The sequence below is a fragment of the Bacillus seohaeanensis genome (genome assembly GCF_042684945.1).
In the GTDB taxonomy this organism is placed as follows: Bacteria; Bacillota; Bacilli; order Bacillales; family Bacillaceae_B; genus Rossellomorea; species Rossellomorea seohaeanensis.
The window spans coordinates 358969-382562 of the sequence record NZ_JBHUMF010000031.1 but is presented as its reverse complement, the minus strand read 5'-3'; the positions used below and the strand labels follow the sequence as shown (position 1 = coordinate 382562).

General features: G+C 36.7%; 27 protein-coding genes. 13 read left to right on the top strand and 14 right to left on the bottom strand.

Features of this window, described 5'->3' with window-relative positions:
* Positions 1–44 precede the first annotated feature (44 nt).
* Positions 45–866, bottom strand: coding sequence for an aminoglycoside N(3)-acetyltransferase (locus ACFSUL_RS15225; RefSeq protein WP_377936804.1), 822 nt, complete (start codon positions 864–866; stop codon positions 45–47).
* Between the two features lie 273 nt (positions 867–1139).
* On the opposite strand from ACFSUL_RS15225, the gene sda reads away from it, so the two are divergent.
* Positions 1140–1274: a sporulation histidine kinase inhibitor Sda gene (gene sda, locus ACFSUL_RS15220; protein ID WP_071412198.1), complete on the top strand. Its 135-nt coding sequence runs from the start codon at positions 1140–1142 to the stop codon at positions 1272–1274.
* A gap of 570 nt (positions 1275–1844) precedes the next feature.
* Here the strand turns inward: sda and odhB are convergent.
* Both odhB and ACFSUL_RS15210 read right to left on the bottom strand, forming a co-directional pair.
* Positions 1845–3077, bottom strand: coding sequence for a 2-oxoglutarate dehydrogenase complex dihydrolipoyllysine-residue succinyltransferase (odhB, locus tag ACFSUL_RS15215; protein WP_071412197.1), 1233 nt, complete (start codon positions 3075–3077; stop codon positions 1845–1847).
* 18 nt (positions 3078–3095) lie between these two features.
* On the bottom strand, positions 3096–5939 hold the full coding sequence (locus ACFSUL_RS15210; protein WP_377936803.1) for a 2-oxoglutarate dehydrogenase E1 component: 2844 nt from the start codon (positions 5937–5939) through the stop codon (positions 3096–3098).
* Positions 5940–6468: 529 nt separating this feature from the next.
* On the opposite strand from ACFSUL_RS15210, the gene ACFSUL_RS15205 reads away from it, so the two are divergent.
* From ACFSUL_RS15205 to ACFSUL_RS15190, 4 genes are read left to right on the top strand one after another with little or no spacing between them, the layout of a single operon-like run.
* A complete protein-coding gene (locus ACFSUL_RS15205) occupies positions 6469–6900 on the top strand; it encodes an Hsp20/alpha crystallin family protein (protein WP_377936802.1) in 432 nt (143 codons plus the stop codon).
* A complete protein-coding gene (locus tag ACFSUL_RS15200; protein WP_377936801.1) occupies positions 6897–7106 on the top strand; it encodes a hypothetical protein in 210 nt (69 codons plus the stop codon). Before ACFSUL_RS15205 ends, ACFSUL_RS15200 begins: the two co-directional genes overlap by 4 nt.
* A 5-nt stretch (positions 7107–7111) precedes the next feature.
* Positions 7112–7468, top strand: coding sequence for a hypothetical protein (locus ACFSUL_RS15195; protein WP_377936800.1), 357 nt, complete (start codon positions 7112–7114; stop codon positions 7466–7468).
* Between the two features lies 1 nt (position 7469).
* Positions 7470–7754: a hypothetical protein gene (locus tag ACFSUL_RS15190; protein WP_071412192.1), complete on the top strand. Its 285-nt coding sequence runs from the start codon at positions 7470–7472 to the stop codon at positions 7752–7754.
* A 28-nt stretch (positions 7755–7782) separates the two neighbouring features.
* On the opposite strand, the gene ACFSUL_RS15185 is transcribed toward ACFSUL_RS15190, so the two are convergent.
* Together ACFSUL_RS15185 and ACFSUL_RS15180 are read right to left on the bottom strand one after the other, a co-directional pair.
* Positions 7783–8004: a hypothetical protein gene (locus ACFSUL_RS15185; RefSeq protein ID WP_071412191.1), complete on the bottom strand. Its 222-nt coding sequence runs from the start codon at positions 8002–8004 to the stop codon at positions 7783–7785.
* A gap of 13 nt (positions 8005–8017) precedes the next feature.
* Entirely contained in the window at positions 8018–8263 is a 246-nt protein-coding gene (locus ACFSUL_RS15180; RefSeq protein ID WP_377936799.1) for a hypothetical protein, read from the bottom strand.
* Between the two features lie 542 nt (positions 8264–8805).
* Between ACFSUL_RS15180 and ACFSUL_RS15175 the strand changes: the two genes are divergently transcribed.
* Positions 8806–9327 (top strand): Hsp20/alpha crystallin family protein, encoded by a 522-nt coding sequence (locus tag ACFSUL_RS15175; RefSeq protein WP_377936798.1) that lies wholly within the window; start codon positions 8806–8808, stop codon positions 9325–9327.
* Between the two features lie 328 nt (positions 9328–9655).
* Here the strand turns inward: ACFSUL_RS15175 and ACFSUL_RS15170 are convergent, their stop codons facing one another.
* Positions 9656–11065 carry a sensor histidine kinase gene (locus ACFSUL_RS15170; RefSeq protein WP_377936797.1) on the bottom strand — a complete coding sequence of 470 codons (1410 nt, stop codon included), beginning with the start codon at positions 11063–11065 and terminating at the stop codon, positions 9656–9658.
* Positions 11062–11742: a response regulator transcription factor gene (locus ACFSUL_RS15165; RefSeq protein WP_377936796.1), complete on the bottom strand. Its 681-nt coding sequence runs from the start codon at positions 11740–11742 to the stop codon at positions 11062–11064. Before ACFSUL_RS15165 ends, ACFSUL_RS15170 begins: the two co-directional genes overlap by 4 nt.
* Before the next feature lie 534 nt (positions 11743–12276).
* Between ACFSUL_RS15165 and ACFSUL_RS15160 the strand changes: the two genes are divergently transcribed.
* Both ACFSUL_RS15160 and ACFSUL_RS15155 read left to right on the top strand, forming a co-directional pair.
* Positions 12277–13125 carry a GNAT family N-acetyltransferase gene (locus ACFSUL_RS15160; RefSeq protein WP_377936795.1) on the top strand — a complete coding sequence of 283 codons (849 nt, stop codon included), beginning with the start codon at positions 12277–12279 and terminating at the stop codon, positions 13123–13125.
* Positions 13126–13431: 306 nt separating this feature from the next.
* On the top strand, positions 13432–13629 hold the full coding sequence (locus ACFSUL_RS15155; RefSeq protein ID WP_377936794.1) for a hypothetical protein: 198 nt from the start codon (positions 13432–13434) through the stop codon (positions 13627–13629).
* On the opposite strand, the gene ACFSUL_RS15150 is transcribed toward ACFSUL_RS15155, so the two are convergent.
* Positions 13619–14113 carry an NUDIX hydrolase gene (locus tag ACFSUL_RS15150; RefSeq protein WP_377936792.1) on the bottom strand — a complete coding sequence of 165 codons (495 nt, stop codon included), beginning with the start codon at positions 14111–14113 and terminating at the stop codon, positions 13619–13621. The genes ACFSUL_RS15155 and ACFSUL_RS15150 overlap by 11 nt on opposite strands.
* A gap of 522 nt (positions 14114–14635) precedes the next feature.
* Here ACFSUL_RS15150 and ACFSUL_RS15145 point away from each other — a divergent pair.
* On the top strand, positions 14636–15703 hold the full coding sequence (locus ACFSUL_RS15145; RefSeq protein WP_377936790.1) for a hypothetical protein: 1068 nt from the start codon (positions 14636–14638) through the stop codon (positions 15701–15703).
* A 73-nt stretch (positions 15704–15776) separates the two neighbouring features.
* Here ACFSUL_RS15145 and ACFSUL_RS15140 read toward each other — a convergent pair whose 3' ends face one another.
* The 3 genes from ACFSUL_RS15140 to ACFSUL_RS15130 all read right to left on the bottom strand — a co-directional run bounded on the left by ACFSUL_RS15140 (position 15777) and on the right by ACFSUL_RS15130 (position 18201).
* Positions 15777–16169, bottom strand: a complete 393-nt coding sequence (locus tag ACFSUL_RS15140; protein WP_377936788.1) for an acyl-CoA thioesterase — start codon at positions 16167–16169, stop codon at positions 15777–15779.
* 156 nt (positions 16170–16325) lie between these two features.
* A complete protein-coding gene (locus tag ACFSUL_RS15135; protein WP_377936786.1) occupies positions 16326–17579 on the bottom strand; it encodes a DHH family phosphoesterase in 1254 nt (417 codons plus the stop codon).
* Between the two features lie 145 nt (positions 17580–17724).
* Complete coding sequence (locus ACFSUL_RS15130; protein WP_377936785.1) at positions 17725–18201, bottom strand: DNA mismatch repair protein; 477 nt, start codon at positions 18199–18201, stop codon at positions 17725–17727.
* A 281-nt stretch (positions 18202–18482) separates the two neighbouring features.
* Here ACFSUL_RS15130 and ACFSUL_RS15125 point away from each other — a divergent pair, with 281 nt between their 5' ends.
* The 3 genes from ACFSUL_RS15125 to ACFSUL_RS15115 all read left to right on the top strand — a co-directional run bounded on the left by ACFSUL_RS15125 (position 18483) and on the right by ACFSUL_RS15115 (position 20838).
* Positions 18483–20246: a SulP family inorganic anion transporter gene (locus ACFSUL_RS15125; protein ID WP_377936783.1), complete on the top strand. Its 1764-nt coding sequence runs from the start codon at positions 18483–18485 to the stop codon at positions 20244–20246.
* Positions 20247–20275: 29 nt separating this feature from the next.
* On the top strand, positions 20276–20614 hold the full coding sequence (locus ACFSUL_RS15120; protein WP_377936781.1) for an ArsR/SmtB family transcription factor: 339 nt from the start codon (positions 20276–20278) through the stop codon (positions 20612–20614).
* Positions 20615–20703: 89 nt separating this feature from the next.
* Positions 20704–20838 (top strand): hypothetical protein, encoded by a 135-nt coding sequence (locus ACFSUL_RS15115; RefSeq protein ID WP_377936779.1) that lies wholly within the window; start codon positions 20704–20706, stop codon positions 20836–20838.
* Between the two features lie 79 nt (positions 20839–20917).
* On the opposite strand, the gene ACFSUL_RS15110 is transcribed toward ACFSUL_RS15115, so the two are convergent.
* Complete coding sequence (locus ACFSUL_RS15110) at positions 20918–21343, bottom strand: GNAT family N-acetyltransferase (protein WP_071412177.1); 426 nt, start codon at positions 21341–21343, stop codon at positions 20918–20920.
* A 109-nt stretch (positions 21344–21452) separates the two neighbouring features.
* On the opposite strand from ACFSUL_RS15110, the gene ACFSUL_RS15105 reads away from it, so the two are divergent.
* Complete coding sequence (locus ACFSUL_RS15105) at positions 21453–21857, top strand: secondary thiamine-phosphate synthase enzyme YjbQ (RefSeq protein ID WP_377936776.1); 405 nt, start codon at positions 21453–21455, stop codon at positions 21855–21857.
* A 47-nt stretch (positions 21858–21904) separates the two neighbouring features.
* Here the strand turns inward: ACFSUL_RS15105 and ACFSUL_RS15100 are convergent, their stop codons facing one another.
* Positions 21905–22297: a thiol-disulfide oxidoreductase DCC family protein gene (locus ACFSUL_RS15100; protein WP_377936774.1), complete on the bottom strand. Its 393-nt coding sequence runs from the start codon at positions 22295–22297 to the stop codon at positions 21905–21907.
* 27 nt (positions 22298–22324) lie between these two features.
* Entirely contained in the window at positions 22325–23170 is an 846-nt protein-coding gene (locus ACFSUL_RS15095) for an STAS domain-containing protein (RefSeq protein WP_377936772.1), read from the bottom strand.
* Positions 23171–23594 lie beyond the last annotated feature (424 nt).

Below are 23594 nucleotides of genomic sequence, written 5' to 3'. Positions count from 1 at the left end.
TTTCCTTCAGTGTATGTTTACCGACAGTTAATACCGAATAAACGTTATTTATCGTCAAACATTTCAACCTCTTGTTCAAACCAACGATAAGTGAAGTCTACTAGTTCTTTCACTGGAACTAATCTGCACTTAGCATCACCTATTTGAAAAGATTGGATGCCATATTCTAATTCAAAGCCTTTTGCTATCTCTGGGAAACGGTCAGAATCCCCGTCTATATCAAAAAATTCCCGCCATACCCTTTTTCCATTTTCAAACATTGCGGTACCTTTAGTAAAAGATAGCGTATGTGGTAATCGATTCTCAGCCAAATGCATCGCTGTACAGCTGTCATAATCAACACCAAGAAGTAGAACATAGCTCTCTCTTTCGTATAATCTCGCTAGTGGAGAATGCTCACCAAATGGAAAGTCAAGCGAGTGATTCGACGTAATTTCCTCCGCATGTTTCCCCCACGCAGCGAAGGATACAGTCGGGTGGGAACTCCGAACAACATCAGGGTGTACTCGAAAATTCTCGACGATTTTCCCCATGCCGTATGAAGGGGTTGTGACTGGATCATATGCTGGCATGTTTTGACGAATATCCTCCCACCATTCTTTTGGTACAGCAGGATTTTCCCAGTTACATGGATCAGAATTATCAGTTGTTTGTGTTGGCATAACGATTGTTCCAGACTTTGAAATTGTTTCTTTTAATGCTTTTACAACTGCGACCTCTCCACCGCAAACCCAACCTAATGAGCTCAAGGACGAATGTACAATAATTGTCATTCCTTCCTTTACACCGTTCTGTTTTAGTTGATTCATAATCTTTTCTTTTGTCATAAACGATTTGGATGCGTCTACTTGATTCGTTACTATCATTATGAACTCCTTTCATTGTAGTGTAAAAACTACAGAAACTATTTGTTTAGACAATTCTCCTAATCTTTAAACTAAATTCGATAAAAAATTGCAAATTCCTACTTTTGGAGGAAAATAAAAAAATCCCCTTTTCATTTCAATCGAACATATGTAGAATAAATAGAAAATATAGAATATTATATATTATATGCATTTCCTAACAGAGATGTAAAACAGTTTATTCTGAGGATATGACTCACTCGGGTAAGCTAAATTAATCCTAGGAGGTATGTCATGAAGATAATGAGTAATGAACAGTTGGTGGCAGCCTATCGTGATGCTGAGAAGCAAGGTTCTAATCAAGATTGGATTCAAATGTTGAAAAAAGAACTAACAAGTCGTGGATTAAGACCGTTTAGGAAATCGTAAAAAATTAGAAGCTTATTCTCTTAAATGAAAAGACAGACCCATAATAAATGTTTTTTATTATCGGGTCTGTCCTATTTTGATTTGCATATGATTACATACTCCTTCCTGCCTAGTGGTACTCAATCTGATTTCACTATTTTCGTAAATAATTCTAGATATAGGAAAAAAGTAAAAAATGGCATAACTCCTTGAAAAGTGGAAGCGGCTTGATCAGCTCGTGAAGAAAATAGAGAAATACCCAAAAGGCGCTTTTTGCCTTTAGGGGATTTCCTCTTTTTCATAGCGAGCTAGCCGCTGGAGCTAGACAATTCGAAAAGCGGAAGCAGCTCGTTTTGCTCGTGAAGAAAATAGGGAAATACCCAAAAGGCGCTTTTTGCCTTGGGGTCTTCCACTGCCCTCTTTTCCCCCAGGAGTCTTTACCTTGCACTCCAATCAACAGCTAGAACCAGTTAAAAAGAACAACACGTTTTATGAAGACCTATAAAGAAATCCGAACTAATTCGAATTCGAATTAGTTCGGATTTTTATTCACCTAGAACATATTTGTCCTAGCCTCTTTTAATATCTTTATTAACCTTCTAACAATAAATCTTCAGGGTTTTCTAGAAGTTCTTTTACTGTTACTAGGAAACCAACAGCCTCTTTACCATCAATAATACGGTGGTCATAAGACATCGCGATATACATCATTGGACGATTTTCCATTGTGTCCTTGTCGATTGCAACTGGACGCCATTGGATTGTATGCATTCCTAGTATACCTACTTGAGGTCCGTTTAAAATTGGCGTAGATAATAATGAACCGAATACACCACCATTTGTAATGGTAAATGATCCACCTTGCAGATCGCTTAGAGATAGCTTGTTATTACGTGCTTTCGTTGCAAGCTCCATAATGTCCCCTTCGATTTCTGCAAAGTTTTTACGGTCACAGTCACGAACGACAGGTACTACTAATCCATCATCAGTAGAAACAGCTACACCAACATCAAAGTATTGTTTCAAAATAACTTCGTTTCCGTCGATTTCTGCATTTACATATGGATATTTCTTTAGAGCAGCTACGACTGCTTTTGTAAAGAATGACATAAAGCCTAAACGCACATCATGATCATCAAAGAATTTTTCTTTTTTACGTTTACGAAGATCCATAACAGCTGTCATGTCAATTTCATTGAATGTAGTCAACATTGCAGTTGTTTGTTTAACTTCTACAAGACGTTTTGCAATCGTTTGTCTACGGCGTGACATTTTTTCACGTACAACAGGTTTGCCATCGTCTTTTTTCGGTGCAGGAGCTTTTGTTTCTGCAGCTGGTGCTGCTTGCGCTGCAGGCTTGTTTTGATGATTTTCGATGTCCTGTTTACGCACTCTACCTAGTGGATCTGTTGTTTGCACTTGAGATAGATCAATGCCTTTTTCACGAGCTAATTTACGCGCTGCTGGTGAAGCAATTGGACGATCCTTTTTATCTTCCGCAGGTTGTTCCGTTTGTTGTTCTTGTACTGGTTCTTCCTTAGGAGCAGCTGCTTCTTCTTTTGTTTCCGAAGCTTCTGGTGTTGCTACCGCACCTTCTCCAACAATAGCGATTACTTGGCCAACTTCTACCGTATCGCCTTCTCCTGCTTTCAATTCTTGTATTGTACCCGCTTCTTCTGAGATAACTTCTACATTTACTTTATCCGTTTCTAGTTCAACAATATACTCGCCTTTGTCTACATGATCCCCAGGTTGTTTTAACCATTGTGCAATGGTACCTTCTGTAATTGATTCTGCCAACTCCGGAACTTTGATTTCTGCCATGATGAAGTCCTCCTCTATTTATCGTGTAATAGCTTCTTTAATAATTCGGGATTGCTCTTTTTTGTGCACAGTTGGTTCCCCTTCTGATGGGCTAGATCGTCTGCGTCGACCGACATAGTGTACTTCTACCCCATCTTTCGCAACTTCACGAAGCCTTGGTTCTGCAAATGTCCATGCACCCATATTTTTAGGCTCTTCTTGAACCCAAATAACTTCTTTTAAATTGCTATACCTATTAAAAATTTCTGCTATTTCCCCTTTAGGGAATGGATATATTTCTTCAACACGTAGAACGTGAAGCCAATCTTTGTCTTCGATTTCTTGTAGCTTCTCTTCTATATCAATACCGATTTTCCCACTGCAAAGTACTACGCGCTCCACTGCATCAAGGTTTTCTCCAAGTCCCTTCTGCTCAAGTACAGAGTGGAACTGTCCACTTGACAACTCTTCAGCTGTAGCTGCTGCAAATTGATTACGTAAAAGACTCTTCGGTGTCATGATGACAAGCGGTCGAACTTCTTCTTTTTGAAGAATTGCTGCTTGTCGTCTAAGAATATGGAAGTATTGGCTTGCTGTTGAACAGTTAGCGACTGTCCAGTTATGCTCCCCTGCAAGCTGTAAGTATCTTTCTAATCTTGCGCTTGAATGTTCAGGTCCTTGCCCTTCATATCCATGAGGTAACAACATAACCAAACCAGTTTTTTGCCCCCATTTAGCTCGTCCTGATGCGATAAATTGATCAAACATCACTTGAGCCATGTTAGAGAAATCACCGAACTGTGCTTCCCACAATACGAGTGTCTCTGGAGCAAATACATTGTATCCGTACTCATAGCCAACAACAGACGCTTCTGTAAGTGGGCTATTATGTACAACAAAGGATGCATTTCCTTCTTTGATATGGTGCAACGGAACATACTCTTCTCCTGATTGCACATCATGTAATACGAGATGACGCTGGGCAAATGTTCCACGCTGCGAATCTTGACCCGTTAAACGAATTGGTGTTCCATCTTTAACAATCGAAGCAAATGCAAGCGTTTCTGCATGCGCCCAGTCAATTTTACCTTTGCCTTCAAAAGCTAAGTTTCTACGTTTTAGAATTTTTTCAAGCTTCTTAAATACGTTAAAACCATCTGGCCATTGAAGCAATTCTTCATTAATACCTTGTAACTTTTCATAGTCAACGGACGTGTCGATATCAGGCAAACCATTTGCTACATATGCTGGAGGTGCAAGTACTGTATCCGGATCATCATCTTTGGATGGCACTTTTTCATAAGCAGCTTTTAGTTTTTCTTCTATTTCCTTATCCATTTTTGCAACGTCGTCTTTCGTTACAAGACCTTCTTGTATTAGCTTATCAGCATACATGTTTTTAACATTTGGATGCTCATTGATTACTTTATACATTAAAGGATTTGTAACCATAGGTTCGTCCATTTCGTTATGACCGAAACGACGATAACCGATTAAATCGATCACAAAATCTTTACCAAATGTTTTACGATATTCATAGGCAAGTACTGCTGCTGCTAAACAAGCTTCCGGATCATCGGCATTAACATGAACAATTGGTACTTCGAATCCTTTTGCAGTATCTGAAGCATACTTAGTTGAACGAGAGTCATAGGAATCTGTTGTAAAACCAATCATATTGTTTGCAATTAGATGGATTGATCCACCTGTTCCGTAGCCTTTTAATTGGCTCATGTTAAATGTTTCTGCAACAACCCCTTGACCTGGGAACGCCGCATCCCCATGGATCATTACAGCATAAGAAGTTTCTGGAGATTGGCTAGGGTAGCCCTTTTGTTCCCGTTCTTCCTGAGCTGCTCTTGTGTATCCAGCTACAATGGGACTGACTACCTCAAGGTGACTCGGGTTGTTAGCTAGTGTTACTCTTGCACGTTTTGATTCACCTTTTGAAATTTCACGGTCCGCACCTAAATGATATTTTACATCTCCAGTCCATCCATAAGTTATTCCAATTGAACCTTCGGAAGGAATTAAATCTTTACTTGGAGCATGCTGGAATTCTGCAAAAATCATTTCATATGGTTTACCAATTACATGGGCAAGCACGTTTAGGCGACCACGGTGAGCCATTCCGATATTAACTGTTTTTGCACCATAGTCAACAGAATAACGAATCAATTCATCTAATAAAGGAACCATCGTATCTAGGCCTTCAATAGAGAATCTTTTTTGTCCGACAAATGTACGATGAATGAATTTCTCAAATCCATCTACTTCCGCAAGACGCTTTAACAAGGAAACTTTTTGTTCTTTTGTTAATACTTCAAAGTAAGTTTCTGATTCAATTTTCTCTCTCAACCAGTTCTTTTCCTCTAACTCGTGAACATGCGCATATTCAAATGCAAGTTTTTTCGTATACACAGCTTTTAAATGGTTAATAGCTTGCAAGCCATCTTTTATATGAGATGGTGCATTTGGACATAGAAAATCTACTGGAACAGCTTTTAAATCTGCTTCTGTTAAATTAAACTCTGAAAGTTCAATTCTGCGAGTATCCCTATGTTTGTCATTTAGAGGATCAATATCTGCTGCTAAATGACCGTATGTACGAATGTTATCAGCCAATTTAACTGCTGCTACTACTTTACTTAAAGGAGTTGCTTGAGCTGGTAGTTGGAAAGATGAATCGCCTTGGCCAGCACTTGCCACAGTATTCATGTCTTCTACTGTTGGTGGTCCCCACTCTTCAAATAGTTTTCGTAGTTCTGGATCCACCTCACTTGGATCAGTTAAAAATTGTTCGTAAACCTCCATAACATAGCCGAGGTTAGGTCCGTAAAAATCTTTCCACGGCTCCTCAATGTTTGTTGATTGCTTCTTCATTATGAAAAACCTCCAACCGTTTTGCCCGATTAATAATATTTTTGGGTTTCATATATTCTTTCAGTGCATCTTTTTGGAAACACTATGTAAGAATAGTAAAATATAGTTTGATTAAAACGCTTACAGTAACATTTTACCACTGTAAAGCAACAAGATAAAGCCTTTAATGGCAATTTTTTTAAATTTTTGTATATACAGATTTGCCTCTTATTTTTCATTTTATTTCCATAATTTATTTAAAGAGGCTTTATAAATTACGGATTATTCTGAAATAGTATTTTATTAAATTTTTTCCTCTTCACCTTCTTATATCTTGAAAACAGAGTACTTTTTTCAATAACCATAATACTACTGTTACCTGTAAAATCCAAATACTTTTTGTTATTTTCTCAGATTTATTCAACTTTTTAATGAATTTGCAAAATAACCTCAAAGATTGACTACACCATTCGGTTTCTAATCCCCTACTATTAATAATTCTCAAATACTCTCATATAATGAATACGAAACCACTAAGCAGGTGATTTTTATGGGCCAACAACCAAATTGGGATCAATTACAGGAAAATATGCAAAAAGTTTTAGGAGATTCATTCTGGGATGATATGCAAAAGGTGCTACCAAGAAGATTTCCCTTAATCGACGTATTTGAAACCCATAAAGAAGGATTTGTCGTTATAGAAGCCCCAGGTATCACCAGTCAGAAGGATGCTCACCTACAAATAAAGGGCTCTAAACTTCTTATTGAAATTGTAATCCCCTACACTTATCCAGTTGCAAAGGAACATCTTCTCCAGCAGGAAAGGGCTTTTGGTCGTTTTAAAAGAGCGGTTACGTTGCCGTTTAGCTTTAAGAGCGATAGTATTCAAGCAACCTATGAAAATGGCTTATTTATAGTCAAGTTTGAAAAAGAAATAAAAGATAATACGATTAAATTCCATATGAAAGGAGCTTCTTTATGAATATTGACTTAAAAAGAATACATGTCGGTGCAGTACGAAGAGCCTCTCATATAAAAAAAGGGCATAACAGTTCAAGTATGTTTGATGATGAACGATTTCAGCATGAGGGTTTTGGAAAAGTTTTAGGATCGAACTGTATAGTAAATAGAAACAAATCCGTTGTTGTTGATCAGGAACAAGGTCAAAATGTTCAATATGAAGAGTAATGTGGATGAATTGGTTTCAAAAACGGAAAAAGGATGATGTACTTTCCAAAAAAGTCGAACGGATAGAAAGGTTACTAGAAAACTTAATGGAAAAAGACAAAATTGAAATACATGTTCACCATTTGAACGTAGAAGGTCCACTAACAGAAAACTTAACGTATGAACTAGATAAAATTGATATTGATACATTAAGCGGATCTCTTAATCTCGGAAACAATTTTGGAGTTGACTTGGTAACAAAATCGAAATCGAAATCGAAACAAAATTCGTCTAATACTGCATCACAAACGAAATCACCATTCACACCGAATGCAAAAGGTTTCTCTTTTCGCTATGACGAAGACGATAAGGAGGTCACATAATTTGTCTGCCTTTTCTCCAAACTTTGTTATCGGAAATATTCAAATTGGTGTTATAGAAGGTGCTTCGTGCTTGAATATGGGAAACAACTATCCAACTAATTTCCAAAGCAAAAAGAAACATAACCAAGGATTTGGAAATGTTTCTGGAAATCAACATCATTTAGATCAAACGAAAAGTATGCTCTATGATTCTAAAGCGATAGACTCGCTTACCTTTGATAACGGTCAAGAGATACCTGAATGGTTAAAAACTATTTTACACGAAAAACTTCGTGATACTCCTTAATGTAGGAGTATTTTTTTGTAAATTGGAATCAACTTTTAAATACCCCATCAATCATATCAGGATCATAAACAACAGAAACTCCTCCATATACAAACACATTCCAGCCGGTCATTTCTCCAAATCCCATATTATTTTTCTGTTTTACACTGTTTTTCACTTGGATATTTTCTCCAACAAGGATAGATGAATTAAACGTAACTTGATTAACTGACAAACCATCAAAGGTTATGTTTAATTGGTCATCTTTCATAATACTTCACCTTCTAGAATTGAATATTAGGCTGCGGGTTTATCATTTCTGGTTGAGTTATTGTTCCATCAATACCGTCTGGGTCAATAATAACATTTGAAATTCCTGCATTAGTTATGATACCGGTACTAAGTCCATAACCGAAATTACACTTTCCTTGAGTATTCCAATCTTCCAAGTTATTTTGGCCGGTACTTATAGTGGAACCATTTTGAACACTATTGACATTTACCTGGTTAAAAACAATCGACACCGGCATTTTTCCTACCCCTTTTCTGCTATACTTCTTCATCTCCTACGTATACCATCAGCCTATTCACAAGTCATTCCTTTTGTGAGAAAGAAAAGCAGGGGCGGCTTGAATAGAGACGACAAGCATAACACGAGTAGCACAGAAAGGCGCTCTTTGCCTTTTCGGCTACTTGGCTTATGACTTGAGCCTCTAGCCGCCGGAGCCGGACAATTCGAAAAGCGGAGGCCGCTCGAACAGCTCGCGAAGAAAACAGGGATTTCCCTCAAAAGGTGCTCTTTGCCTTTAGAGAGAAATCATCTTTTTCACAGCGAGCTAGCGGCTGAAGCTGGACAATTCGAAAAGCGCTAGCGGCTTAAATAGAAGCGACAAGCAAAGAAAAGAACCTTCTTAAAAGTAGGTGCATATCATAAAGTGAAACTTCTATTAATAAGCTTTCTCATCCTTTGTTATCTACAGTTTATTAGAGGAGTGTTACTGCTCGGTAAGATTGAATAAAGTGATTGATGATAAAGAAAATTGCGATGCTTCGCCAGAAATGAGGTTGAAAAATGTTTCCGTGGAACATGTTTTCCCCTTTCCTTAAGAATGGGAAAAATATGATGAATGGCATGAATCCTGATGATATACAAAACTATGTTCAGAATATGATGAAACAAACGTTTCCGGAGGATTGGCAGGGAATGATGAATCCACAGGAGATGATGAAGCAAGCTGCAGGGTTTGGAAATCAGGGAAATCAGGGAAACCAACAACCCGAATCAGAATCACAGCATACCTCTCATTCCCAACAACCAATCCAGACGAATGTTTTTGAAACATTTGAAGATGTCTATATCCGCATGAAACTCCCCGAGGATGAATGGATTAATCAATTAAAAGTATTTCACACTTCTAATCAAGCAATCTTTGAAAACATACCAGAAATAGGCGATCGTCAGGTAATAACACTCCCTTCACTAGTTAAAAGAAAAGGTGCCAGCTGCCAATACAAAGAAGGCATACTTGAAATGAAAATTCCTCGCAGCGTCGACCTTCAATACACCGAAGTCGACATAGCAGAAAGATATTAAAAGAAAAGCGCAGGCGGCTTGAACAGAGGCGACAAGCATAAGCCGAGTAGCACAGAAAGGCGCTCTTTGCCTTTTTGGGCTACTCGGCTTATGACTCGAGCCTCTAGCCGCTGGAACTGGACAATCCGAAAAGCGCAAGCGGCTTGAACAGCTCGCGAAGAAAATAGGGATTTCCCTCAAAAGGCGCTTTTTGCCTTTAGAGGGAAATCATCTTTTTCACAGCGAGTTAGCCGCTGGAGCTAGACAATCCGAAAAGCGGCAGCGGCTTGGCTTGCTTAGCCGCTCATACTTTAATAAACCAGATTCATTATTCAAACTTCCTTTATCCTTACTTTAATTTTTCTACTGTAAATGTAACCGTTGTCCCTTCATTCACGGTACTTTCCGCTTTCATTTCTCCACCATTATTCACTACAATTTTATTTGCGATTGCTAATCCTAAGCCGTTTCCACCACGCTCCCTGCTTCGTGCTTTATCTACGCGATAAAAACGATCAAATATTTTCGGCAGATCTTCTTCAGGTATACCAATTCCTTCATCTTTTATTATGAACTGTATATTATTTTTACTTTCCACTACTTCTACAGAAACGGATGAACCTTTTTCAGAATATTTTACGGCATTATCCATTAAAATAATAACTACCTGTTCTAAATGTCTAGGTATTATTTTTGCCCAAAGTGATTCATCCTCGGGAGTATTTAACGTAAATAGATAATCCTTATGTAGAAAAGTGAAATCTTTTACTACTTTCCTTACGATTCCTACCGCGTCGGATCTTTGTTCTTCGGTATTAGTTTGTTCATGGTCTGATCGGGATAGCTGAAGTAATTCATTTACAAGTTTTTTCATTCGCTGCAGTTCATGAAGCGATACGCCCAACGATTCTTCCAACACCTCAGGATCATCTTTCCCCCAACGATTTAAAAGCGATAAATGGCCTTCAAGAATTTGAACGGGGGTCCTTAATTCATGAGAAGCGTCCTCTACAAATTGCTGTTGCTGAGAAAAAGAGCGTTCAATCTGATCCATCATCTTATTAAAAATCTTTGAAAGCTCACTTATTTCATCATGCGAATCAATTTCATCCATTCTCTCCTGAAACCCTTTTTCCTGAATCGACTTCATCGTTGTAGAAAGTTTTTTCAATGGTTGAACAAATTTTTTGGCCATAAAGTAACCAAGCACGGCACTTAAGACAAGAGCAACAGCACCAGAAAATATCATCATCCAAAAGGCATTTTGCATGATATTCTCATATCGGTTGAGCGGCTGAACAATTTCTATATACCCATTAAACTGTCTAGAATTAATAGGACTGCGCCCAATTAATGTTTTCATATTATTTGCTTCGACAATCGCAATTTTCTTCTGTTGGACAGGCACGAAAGGAAGCGTATATGTATCTTGCGTTTCGCTTCTAATTTCAAGAATCGATTCACCGCTTCTAGCAAGGATGCGGACGGACTGATCTTTTTCAACAATTTGCTTCATTAACTCTCGTCCTTCGTAAATATCCTGAATTCTTATATCAGGGCCTCTTTGTTGAAAAAATTCGCCCATTTCATCTAACACCCTCCGAAAGCTTCTTTCTTCCTCATCTAAGATAAACGTACTAATTGCTTTATATTGAAATAAGCTAAATAAAAAAAATGCCATAAATATTGCTGTAGCTGCAGCAATTGCCCATTTCATTTTGAGGGAAGTTGGTTTGAATTTCGATGCAATTACGTTCATTTCCTCATCACATAGCCAGTTCCTCTAATAGTTTGGATATAACTATCTTCTTCTGGAGAGTCTATCTTGTTCCGTAAGTAGCGCACATATACATCGACAACATTTGTTTCCACTTCTGTTTCATAACCCCATACTTTATTAAGTAGAACTTCTCTCGTTAAAACAATATTCATATTATCTAGAAAAGTCGTCAACAAATCATATTCCTTTTTCGTTAATTCGATTTCTTCTCCATTTTTTAGTACACGTCTTGACTCCTTTTCAACAACTACATCTCTAAATTTATATGTAGTAATGGAAGCCCTCTCTTCCTCGTTAGCAGTCCTTCTAAATACTGCACGAAGCCTAGCAAGAAGTTCTTCAATAGCGAATGGCTTTACGATATAATCATCCGCCCCACTATCAAGCCCTGATACTCTATCCATCACACTGTCTCTTGCTGTAATCATAAGTACAGGAATATTCTTGGATTGTCGTACTCGTCTGCATACTTCTAATCCATTTAAACCTGGCAGCATTAAATCTAGCAAAATCACATCCCACTCTTCCTCTAGTGCCATCTTCAAGCCATCTCTGCCATTGTATGCAACACCAATTTCATAACCTTCATATTTTAATTCCAGCTCAATAAACCTGGATAAGTTTTTTTCGTCTTCTATTACGAGAACCCTTTTCATCATTCCACCTTCTTTACTACTAGTTAGCTCTTATTTTAGAATAAGTATTAGAAAAATAAAACATATTTACCTATAGTCCTACTATCATCACATAGCAACATTAAAAATAAATGAGAATATCGTAAAAGATTAAAGACGAAACACCTTTTAAACAGAGAGATCCATCGTTATCATTTTCCCTTTTCCTGCGTTTTTTCATTATATTAAGCTGTTTATTGGTGGACACTAGACCGTTCCTTTCTGCTCCAATCCACTCTGAGTGCTCCATTATTGTTAGAAGCAACAATCTTTTAGAAAGGCTGTTTTGTAAACATTGTTGCTATTTATTTGAGTATAAAAAGCTCTGTTTAACTTCGTGTTGATGCATGATTGTAAGGGGGCCGCTCCCTTGCCCAGAAACAACAAACTTTACGAAAACAGCCTTTAGAAAATAGCCTTATATCCTTTCGTGATTCGTTACTATATTCTTAAAATTATAGTTATTTACATAATATTTTTATATTAAACTTTATATGAAACGAGGAAGGAGTTTATATGATGAATTTTACTTTCAAAAAAATGACACAACAACAAGCCGAAGTGATTGCATCATGGAAATATGACGGGATATTTGCCTTTTATGATATGACGGCTGATGAAGAAGATTACAAAGAGTTTATTGATCCAGCATTACGAAGCGAAAACTATTTTGCTGTTTTCAAGGAAGATGAGTTAGCCGGTTTTTTCTGTTATCAAAGAACGGACGGCAATTTTGTGGAAATTGGGCTTGGAATGAGCCCTCTTTATACTGGACAAGGAAATGGAGCAACATTTATTAAAGCTGGTTTGGATTTTGGGCAAAGCTATTTTAATCCTGATGGGTTTTGTCTTTCCGTTGCAACATTTAACGAAAGGGCCATTAAAGTTTATAAAAAACTCGGTTTTAAGGAAACGGAATCATTTATGCAGTCGACAAATGGGAGTGAATATCCTTTTAGTAAAATGGAGCTTCCCTTGTATTCCAATTGTGTTTTTTGCCATTTTGAACTAGAAAAGCAACAAAAAATTGTTCTAGAAAATGAACTTTGTGCATTTTTACAATTACCACAGGAAGTGTTAGTTGGGTCCGGTGTAATCGTTCCAAAAGCCCATCGCAAAACAGTGTTTGATCTTACAGAACAGGAGTGGCAAGCAACATATGAACTACTACATAATGTAAAAAGTTACTTGGATACCACTTTTACTCCAGATGGTTATAATGTCGGATGGAATGTTGGTTCAACTGGCGGACAGCATATTCCTCATGCACATCTTCATGTCATTCCAAGATTCAATGATGAGCCGTATGCAGGAAAAGGAATCAGACATTGGTTAAAACAAAAAAGCAACGGTCGTAACATTTAAATGGTGAAAAAGCTGTAACACGTATTAACAGTTGTTACAGCTTTTTCGTATAGTTTGCCATATCTATTATACCCTGAAAGGTCGTTCATTCTATTAATCTTCCATTCTTTCAAAAGTCGTTCTTATACGATATTCTAAATGGTAGAAATAAAGGGTGTTTATCTAGCAAAGCCCCCTCCAAACAAAACAGTACGTTTTTAACATGCCCCCCCTACTTCCCGATGATAAAACGCGTTTTATTTTTCTCATGTAATGGTAAATACAGCCATATACATAGAAATAACAAAATGCAAAGGAGCAATAAAAATGTGGACGATACTAGCTATTGTTTTCGGTTTTATCGCAGCACTTGCCATCATCGAAGAAGGCATTAATTACTTTGCAAAAAAATATGTAAAGGATCAAAGCTATTCACCCAAGGAAGAGCTACAACATTTAAAAGAATTTTTTATTAAGCTTTGGAAAAAGATAAACTTTCGAAAAAAGGCTTCGTCTAACTCCTAGGAATAGATGAGTGAAAATCGGATTGCCGCGTTACAATATGCTCAACATTATCCGGGAGTTTGTTCAACAAGGACTTAAGTTTTTCAGGATAAAGCGTTATATTTTCTATTCTAGAAAGTGGTACCCATTGATAAATCAAACGTTCCCCTTCTTCTCCATAGAAAGGACCTTGCTGAAATAAATGATTGTTGTTTAAGGATACTAAATAATAAAAACCGATTTCATGAAACTGATGGTTTTGGAAAGGAAAAAAGTTCTCATTAACAAATAAAAGCCGTTCCACATTGACTACCACGTTTAATTCTTCTTTCATTTCCCGTTTCAAACTATCAATACTCTCTTCACCAAACGCCACTCTACCACCGGGAAGTGACCAATCTTTCGCATTTACATCCCGATGCAGTAAAATATGATCCTCATGTAGCCATACGGCAGCTACACGATAATTAAAAACGGACTGCCCTTCTTTAAATACAATATCCATTATTTATTACACCTCTTTTGATTAAAAAGTAATCAATATCTTTTAAACTAATATTCTCCTTCTATGATACATTTTCCTTTTTCAAGTACAAGCTTCCCATTTCCCCTCCATCAGACGTGCTCCTTTATAGGTCATTCAAATGGAAACCTATTTAAAGACAAAAAAAGAAGCAGTAAAGTCCTACATAACTTTACTGCTTCAAACGGGAAAGAAAGAAATTAAAATGGGTGTTTAATCTCGTAGTTCTAATCAAATAGATTTGACAGGTTTACTTTATTACATAAAGAGGGGTGATTAGAACTACGATTGGTGAGCTATTCTTAGCATAAAGCTTGAAAAGGAAATCGGAATGAAAATAAGATTAAAATTTGATGAGAAATCACGAAAGCCCTTTCATAAATATTTCACATATCCATTAAACCAGCTCTTTAGTTTCGGATATAATGATAATAAGTAGTAACTAAACGTGAAATTCCTTTGCGTTTGAAGTCCACTCCAAAACCCTAAAAAAGGAGCGTTTCTATGGAAAAACAATACTCCCCATTATCCCGTAAAAAGCTTATTTGGTTCCTTACCCTAACCTCTCTCATCCTGTTAAGCAATACTGCTGTTTACCATATTGACATAGGCTTTTCCGTACCAGAGGGAATGGTGTATGGTTCATTGTTTGACTTGCTTCTCATTATTCCGCTTCTTACTTACTTCCTTATTATCCGAAAGCGGTATTCGTTTAAAGTATTATCATTTGTTATTGCCGCTGGCTATTTGTTTGCATGGTGGATGATCCCCAATGAACATTTACGTGCAGTTCCTTTTTTTAAATACATTATTTTTATCGGTGAAGGGGTATTTATATTATTGGAGTTGTACATTGGCTTCAAAATAGTTTCAAAATTCCCGTCCATTTATCGACATTGGAAGGCCGCAAAAACAACTGGACATCCCTATTGGCACGAACGTTTAGAGAGAGCGGTACACACATCCTTAAAGCCAAATTTTATGACAAAAGTCTATATATCGGAGTTTACTCTATTTCATTATTCGTTGTTTTCTTGGAAAAAGAAAACAGCGACGGATGTACCAAGTTTTACATTACATGAGAAAACAAGTGTTATCGCGTTTTATGTCATGCTGATTCACGCTATTGCTATTGAAACAATCGGGTTTCATTACTTTCTTCATGATTTCAACCCTGTTTTATCGTGGATTCTCCTTATATTGAATATATACAGCATTATTTTCTTTCTAGCAGAAATTCAAGCCATCCGTCTCTGTCCACTACTTTTAGAAAAACAACATATGTTCATTCAAGTGGGCATATTGAAAAAAATAAAAGTTCCTTATCATTCCATCAAAAGTATTGAAGTTTATAACGGACCGGAAAAATTGCCTAAAGATATAGAAAAAGTTACGTTCATTGCCATGGTGCCCGATATGCTACAGGAAAAGCCTCAGTTTGAGATTCATTTAGAAGAGCCTCTACAGGCAAACTATTTATATGGTTTCAAGAAAAAAGTCGAGCAGATTCATATTCGTGTCGATAACCCAAACGCCTTTATAGAAGCTTTACAGAAAAAGCGAAGCGACTAAATTTTATTGTAAGCTAGAATGATCGATATACTAAAAAAGTGGAATTGCTATAGCAACTCCACTTTTCTAACACTCACTTAACTTTAGCATTCAACATTGAATCATTCATCAGCAAGCTGCGGACCCCATCAGGTACAGTGATTTTTTTCCTTGTTTGACGATTAATTGTTGTAAGGATAACTGCAGCAGAAACAACAAGCTCCTCTCGATTATTCATCATTGTTTGCTTAATGGTAAAGCTCGTATTGCCGACACGATCAATCCAAGTACGGATGAACAGCTTTTCATTATGAAACACTTCTATTTTATAATCTATATCAATATGTACTACCACCGCTTCCACATCATATAAAGTGCAATAGTGATACCATTCCCTGCGTGCCTGATCCAAATAATCAAAAAGTTTCACATTACTCACGTGACCTTTACTTGATTCTGCAGTAATCTGCAATTGAGAATAAGTCAACCGCTCTCCTCCCCTCACTTAAACAATTTAAAAATTCAAACTGCTACATTTATCATACAATATTTTGTTAACAAATTGGTAAAAAACTGCAAGTTACAATTATTAAAGGTCCGTCCCCGACTGTTTTAACGCGTTGCTGTAGTCAGGGACGGACCTTTAATTGAATAGTTGTTTGCTGCGTTCGATTTCTTTCATTAGTTCGTTGTTGGCGTTAACGCTGCCCGCTAATACTTTTTGCTCGATATGTTGCTGGGCGAGATATTCAATGAAAATATCATCTCTTGCAAGCCAGGCTGAGTAGTTTCGCTTTACATATCGTTCTGCTTCTTGGAATGTCTTCAGTTCTTCTTCATGTACTCCATTATACTCTATTACCCATTGCTCTTGTCCTTTCGGGAAAATAAATAATTGGTCCTCTTGTCGGTTTTCGTATAAAGAACCTGTTAGCGATTCTTTTAAGTTATATCTATTACGTTTAGCATCTTCCTGTACGTGTTCGAGACTAAATGGAATAGTGACAAATAATTCGTACGCTTCAGGTGTCAACAAGCACCCCGCAGCTTTTTGGTGTCCCCCGCCTTCAAACATTTGGGCAATTTCGCTAACATCGATATTGTCATGTATCGTTCGAAGTGCGATTCGTCTCGATCCAACGTTCACAAGTGCGATATAGTCAAAGTGAGGAAAATCCTTCCCAAGCTGATTCCCTAGTTCCGAATGATAGTTTTCCGCGTACACGATACCAACACAATAGTCACCAACCGTCGTTTGAATCGTCTCTCTTTTCTTCCGGTCAATATAGCGTTCTATTTTTCCTTCTTCCACATCAAGATATCGTTTCTCGAACTCATCAAAGAAAAAATGATCTTTATTTTCCTGTAACCGCTCCACCATTTTTTCTTCAAAGTCATCAATCGAACCTGAATAAAGTAAATCATTTAATCGCTTAGCATCCGTTACCTTTTTTCTCTCCCATTCCCATGTATCATACAATCGGACCAACTCGACAAATTCATCCAAGGCATTCGTTTTTGTAATATGCTCTTGTTCAATGAGATAATCATATAGTAGCGATGCTGCAGACGTAAGATGACCATTATCATATTCCACTACTACTTTCCCCCATGCATACTCATTAAAATGCAGTGCAGAGCTGTGGTGATCTAGTAAAAATACATCCCCACCTTTGCGATGATAAGTGTCGAGTTTTTCTGCAACTTCTTCGTTCACAGACAAATCCGTGATAACTAATTTCGTTTTTTTAGGCGGCTTACTCAAAAAACGTTCAACTTGACCATGAATACTTGAAACAGAATGATAACGAACACGAACCCCTTCTCCATATGCCAATTTTGCCAGTATTCCGCAGGAGACGCCATCTAAATCGGTATGTGTTTTAAGATGATACATATACTTTCCTCCATATGAATGAACTACTAGTAGTGTTCGTAACATGGAATTTTACTATTCGGAGTAATGAAGTAAAAACTTTTTTTTAATCGAGGCAGTTTGAACGGAGTCACCTCGTGCTGCTTTCCCACTTATTCTTATTTTATTATGTTTCTCGAAATAAAAACTGAATAATCTCTGGTTTTCGAAGCTCAAAATCGATACTTAACTGTCTTTCTAACTTACCTATATCGTCGCCCTGTTCTTCTAACACCTCTAACGCTTCCGCAAACAATTTCCCTGCTTTACTATCCAACTGTTCAAGATCAATGAACGATTTTATCTTTACCGTTTCTGGCGTACTATCTTCACGAAATTCTTTTCCAGGAATTTGCTCCCACATATTTTCCCACTCATCTAATAATCCAATTTTATCAAAAAAATATTTTTGTAAGCCGCACAACCAAGCTGTACAACTCGTGTTTCTTTTTTGGCAACCTACTCCTTCTTTTAAAAAATCACACCCTATACAACAGGAGTTTCCACTTTTAATACACACCTTACATATCTTATCCGCTCCAACTAATTGAAACACCTGTGTTCCATGCTGAATCATTTCTTCTCTTTTGATTTCTATATTCATCCAAACACTCCCTTGTATTTTTTCACAAAAGCGCAATTCCAAGCCTTTAGATTATTACTAGTATCCACTAAATTCACTTAATGGTTATATGTCTCATCGTATCCAATGACGTAGGAATGTTATAAAGATCGCCAATATAAATAGCATTTTCTCTTATTCTCAAAATTTTACGTTTAAAAATTCTTTTGACATTAATAAGAAAGAATTGTAAATTCATATAATAGTATATTCAAATAATCAGATATACTATTATAAAATATTTTAATTGAAGAAGGGTTGATATGCAAAGGAAATTATTTTTTAGTGGAAGATTTGATGGGTATTCTATGCAAAGTTTCTACAAAGACCTTTTATCTGGTTTAGTGATTGGTGTAATTGCCATTCCTTTAGGCATGGCATTTGCCATTGCTTCTGGGGTTAAGCCTGAGTATGGAATTTATACAACCATTATTGCAGGTATTTTAATTGCCCTGTTCGGCGGGTCAAAATTCCAGATTGGTGGACCTACAGGAGCATTTATCCCGATTTTATTCGGGGTTGTCATGACGTATGGATATGAAAATCTACTAATAGCAGGTTTTTTGGCAGGTATTATACTATTATTGATGGGAATCTTTAGACTTGGTTCGTTGATTAAATTTATTCCGAAACCAGTGACGATTGGCTTTACCTCTGGAATTGCAGTAATCATTTTCGTTGGGCAAATTGCTAATTTTCTAGGGCTATCTGGTGTAAAAAAACATGAAACATTTTATGCTAATATGAAAGAAATAATCATGCACATTCACACGATTAATTTTTTCAGTGTTTTTACCGCTGGGGTATGTCTAGTTACTGTGATATTAACACCTAAACTTGTCCCAAAGGTTCCAGGTCCGCTTATTGGATTACTGTTTTCCACAGTAGTAGCCAGTATTTTTTATCCTAACCAAGTAGCGACGATTGGCTCCACTTTTGGTGATATTCCAAATACTTTGCCTCATTTTCAGTTTCCGGAGATAACGTTTGAACGGATACTAGAATTAATTAGACCAGCCTTCGTCATTGCGATATTAGGCGGTATTGAATCTTTATTATCGGCAGTAGTGGCCGACGGAATGACAAATAGTAAACATAATAGTAACCGAGAACTGGTTGGGCAAGGGATTGCAAATATGGTGACACCTTTATTTGGTGGAATCCCAGCTACAGGAGCTATTGCACGAACAGCTACTAATATAAAAAATGGAGCAGTTTCTCCAGTCTCAGGGATAATCCATGGTATCATTGTTTTGTTAATATTATTTCTGTTTGCTCCTTACGCTTCTAGTATTCCATTAGCTAGTATGGCCCCTATTTTAATGGTTGTCGCTTGGAATATGAGTGAAAGACATGTGTTTTGTCATCTATTAAAAACGAAAACAACAGACTCACTTGTTCTTGTTGTTACGTTTTTATTAACGGTGTTTGTTAATCTAACAGTTGCCGTTGAAGTTGGTCTTCTATTAGCTATCATTATTTTCACAAAACAAATGAGCGACTCTTTAATAACAGCGAAAGCACTTCCGAATCTAAACAATAAGAATGAAAAAGTCGACTCCAAAATGGTGACAGAAGCCCATGACTGCCCTCAAATATGTATAGTTAATGTCGAAGGTCCTTTATTTTTCGGAGCTGCTCAAACTTTCGAACAAACAATAATGAACACAATTAACTACAAACCAAAAGTATTGATAGTAAGAATGGGAAAAGTTCCTTTCATGGATACAACTGGCGAATCTTATTTTTCAAGTATTGTCAAGGATTTTTCAAAAACGGGGATTGTGTTAATCTCTGGAATGAAACATCAACCAAAAAGTGTATTGAGAAAAACAAAATTATATCATGCTATAGGGGAAGACCATTTCTTTGAACATACTGGAGACGCAATAAACGTTGCGCTAGTAAATCTAAATAAAGACAAATGCCTTGGGTGCAAACATTTCGCTTTTAAAGAATGTTCCGTCCTATCTGGCACACCTAATACCGCCGAAGAGAAAAGAGAAATACTTACAACAACTTCATAATAGGAATAATAGAAAGAAAGGTGAAAATATTGAACCTTGAAATGCAAAAATTTAAAGCAGAATTTTTCAAAGCGCTGGCTCATCCTCTTAGGATAAGAATTCTTGAACTATTAGCTGAAGGGGACAAAAATGTAAATGAAATTCAAAGTCTTGTAGGGAGTGAAGGCTCCGCAGTATCGCAGCAATTACAAGTATTAAGAGCAAAAAATATCGTTACAGGCACGAAAGATGGTAATCGAGTCGTCTATTCATTGAGAGATCCCATGATTATTGAGTTGCTTACTGTGGCTCGACAAATTTTCAATAATCACCTTGTTGATACAATCACCATGTTAGATAAATTTACTGATACAGGAAACGAGGAATAAAGTAAAATTTCAACCAGTGGGGGGCCCTTTCCCATACCTATGCTCCTCTAATTCCTCCAATCTTGAGACGGGAGTGTTACTGCCCGTTAATGCGGGATAAAAAAATAAAGAAGGAATGGAAATGGCGATTTTCATGGTATGTAATCGTTGCAAAGGGAAAAGAAAAACAAAAATCCCTTTTATTAAATGGAAGTGTCGGATATGTAACGGCACTGGACGAATGAGAAAAAGGAAAAAATAATGATGTTTCACCCCATCTCTATTGCTGTAATGGCTAAATAAGATGGGGTGTTTTCTCTTCATTTAATCTAACACTTTTTTAAATGCATAACTCTTTTTACTCATCCCCATTTTTTCTTCATAAAACCGATGTGCATCTGTGCGCTGAAGACCAGAATCCAGATGCATTTTTTCACAGCCGATATCTTTTGCTAAATTTTCTATAAAAGTTAGTAACGCTTCTCCGTACCCTTTAGATCGCTCGCTTTCTTTCGTTACTAATTCATATACAAATAGATGATGCCCATCATAAAAATTCACTCGTTCTGTTATACCGGTGTATGCGACAGGTGTATCTCCTTCCTTCAATAAAAACCCTCTATATCCGTTTGGTTTCATTGCTTCGAGCATACTCATATATTTTTCGTAGGATAGATGGGTGCGCAGCTCTTTTACTACTTGAAATGCCTCTTTCCAATCAGCTTCACTATCTAATTCTATTATTTTCATTGCCGTTTCTCTCCCTTTCTAGTTAGACTAATATAAAAATGATGTTTTCATATTATTTGACACAACAGGTTATTTTTCCTTCAATAGTAAAAGAAAGGATGATTTTACGATGTTCAAACAGTTCCAACTATCTACCAATAAACGCGATCAAATGATTGAGATTACAGCTAGTGTCGAAGAATGGGTTAGGGAAACAGGTGTAACGAATGGAATAGTAATTATCCAATCCATGCATACAACAGCTGGAATCACCGTGAATGAAAATGCGGATCCCGATGTAAAAACAGACTTTATAAGAAGAATGGATGAAGTATATCCTTGGAATCATGTAAAGGATTTGCATGGAGAGGGCAATACGGCTGCTCATTTGAAGACAAGTACGGTAGGCCATTCTCAAACGGTAATTATTCAAAATGGCGAGTTATTATTAGGAACCTGGCAGGGCATTTATTTCTGTGAGTGGGATGGACCTCGTGCTAATCGGAAATACGCGGTGAAACTAATCGAAAGCTAAATCTTCTCACTCAAAAAGGAAGTCTTCAAGTTAGACTTCCTTTTCCATTATAAAAACCGATCTTTTCTATTCTGATCTGGAAGCATGCACTGATCCCTTTTTCCAAACCATTTATATCTATTTTTCGCTACTACCTCATATAGTCCATCGCGAATAAACGGTGGAAGAAGTTTCAATACGAAAAGCAGTTTCCACATTCCTTTGAGATGTTTGCAAATATGTAATGCTGCATTTGATTTCACAAAAACTTTATTATTTTCTATAAGAACAACACTATCGATACGCGTAGGCAAGCCATAGGTTTCCCTCAAGCTGACACCTACGTCACTTTGTAATGAAGCAAATTGAAAATATGCAGTGGGATCACGCTTAATAATAAATTGAACGCTATGATTACAGAGGTTGCATATCCCATCAAACAAAATAATTGCTCTTGTCATTATTCCACCTCTAGCAAGTGTGTATTATTACCTTCCTGCACTGCTTAAGAAATCTATTTGCTTTAATGCCTGTGATAAATTAGGTTCTATCCTAATAGTAGAAAAATCGATTCCGAGCTGAATCGCTGTTTGTGCCACTTCCGGTCTTATTCCTGACAACACACTTTTGACACCAATCAATTGAAGAGATGATACTACGTGAAAAATTTGCTGTGCCACCATTGTATCAACAATTGGAACACCCGAAAGATCTATAAATAGTATTTCCACACCTCTTTCTGCACACTGACTAAGTGAGGATTCTTGAATGATTTTTGCTCTTGTCGTATCAATATCCCCAATCAGTGGTAAAACAGCTATCGTTTCAGTAATTGGAATAATCGGGCTACTTAATTCGTTTATTATTTCCTGTTGCGATTGAAGTAGTTGCTTATTCGCTTCTCTATAATGGCTTGTAAATACTTCGATAACATTATCAAAAGCTAGATTTAACTGACTATTCCACTCCACCACATTTTCAATAGAAACAGTTTCGGTTTTCAAAATAAACTCGTTAACATAGTTTAAGTAAATTTGCTTAAATACTTTAAATTGAAAAATAACTTCTTGTAAGGTTGTGTCATTTTGAGCACGTTCCTCCCCAATTTTCACCGCCCAATCTAGTAAAAATTTTTGATAGGCAATATCTTCCTCCACAAACACTCTTGAAATGGTAAGCACAAGTTCCTCTGCTTCCTCTTTCAATTCTGTTTCTACATATTTTGGTGCTTGTGCTGAGAAGAAAGAATCCACATCGTTTTTTCGTCTATTCATCCATTCTTCAATAATTTCTGCTTTGTTGTCTAATAAAAATTGGTATAATGCATTTTTCATTTTTGACGTTCGCCTCCCCCGTTATCTACCTATTATCTAGTGTAAAACAAAGGAAGGGATTATTCTAATAAAAAAGTTCCATTTAATTAAGAATTCATCATAACACCTGTAATTAAAACGACTAAAAAACTTGCACTAATAGTCATCTTATAAGATGTTAAACTTCTTATTCGACGTAACCGCTTGTTTTTTCCAAAATGATAGAAAAATGAAAGAGTTAAGCATGATAGTAAGCTTATCCAAAAAATAATTGTCATCCTTCTCACCTACCTATTATGATCAGTGTACACGATCAACATTAAAATTTGATTAGAAACAGATAATGAATCCATTAATTGCTAGACTTCTTAATAATGACCCGAATAGAGTGAAGATAAACGTTTTTCTTCAAATAAGGCTCTTTTCTCATCGATTGTTGTTTTTT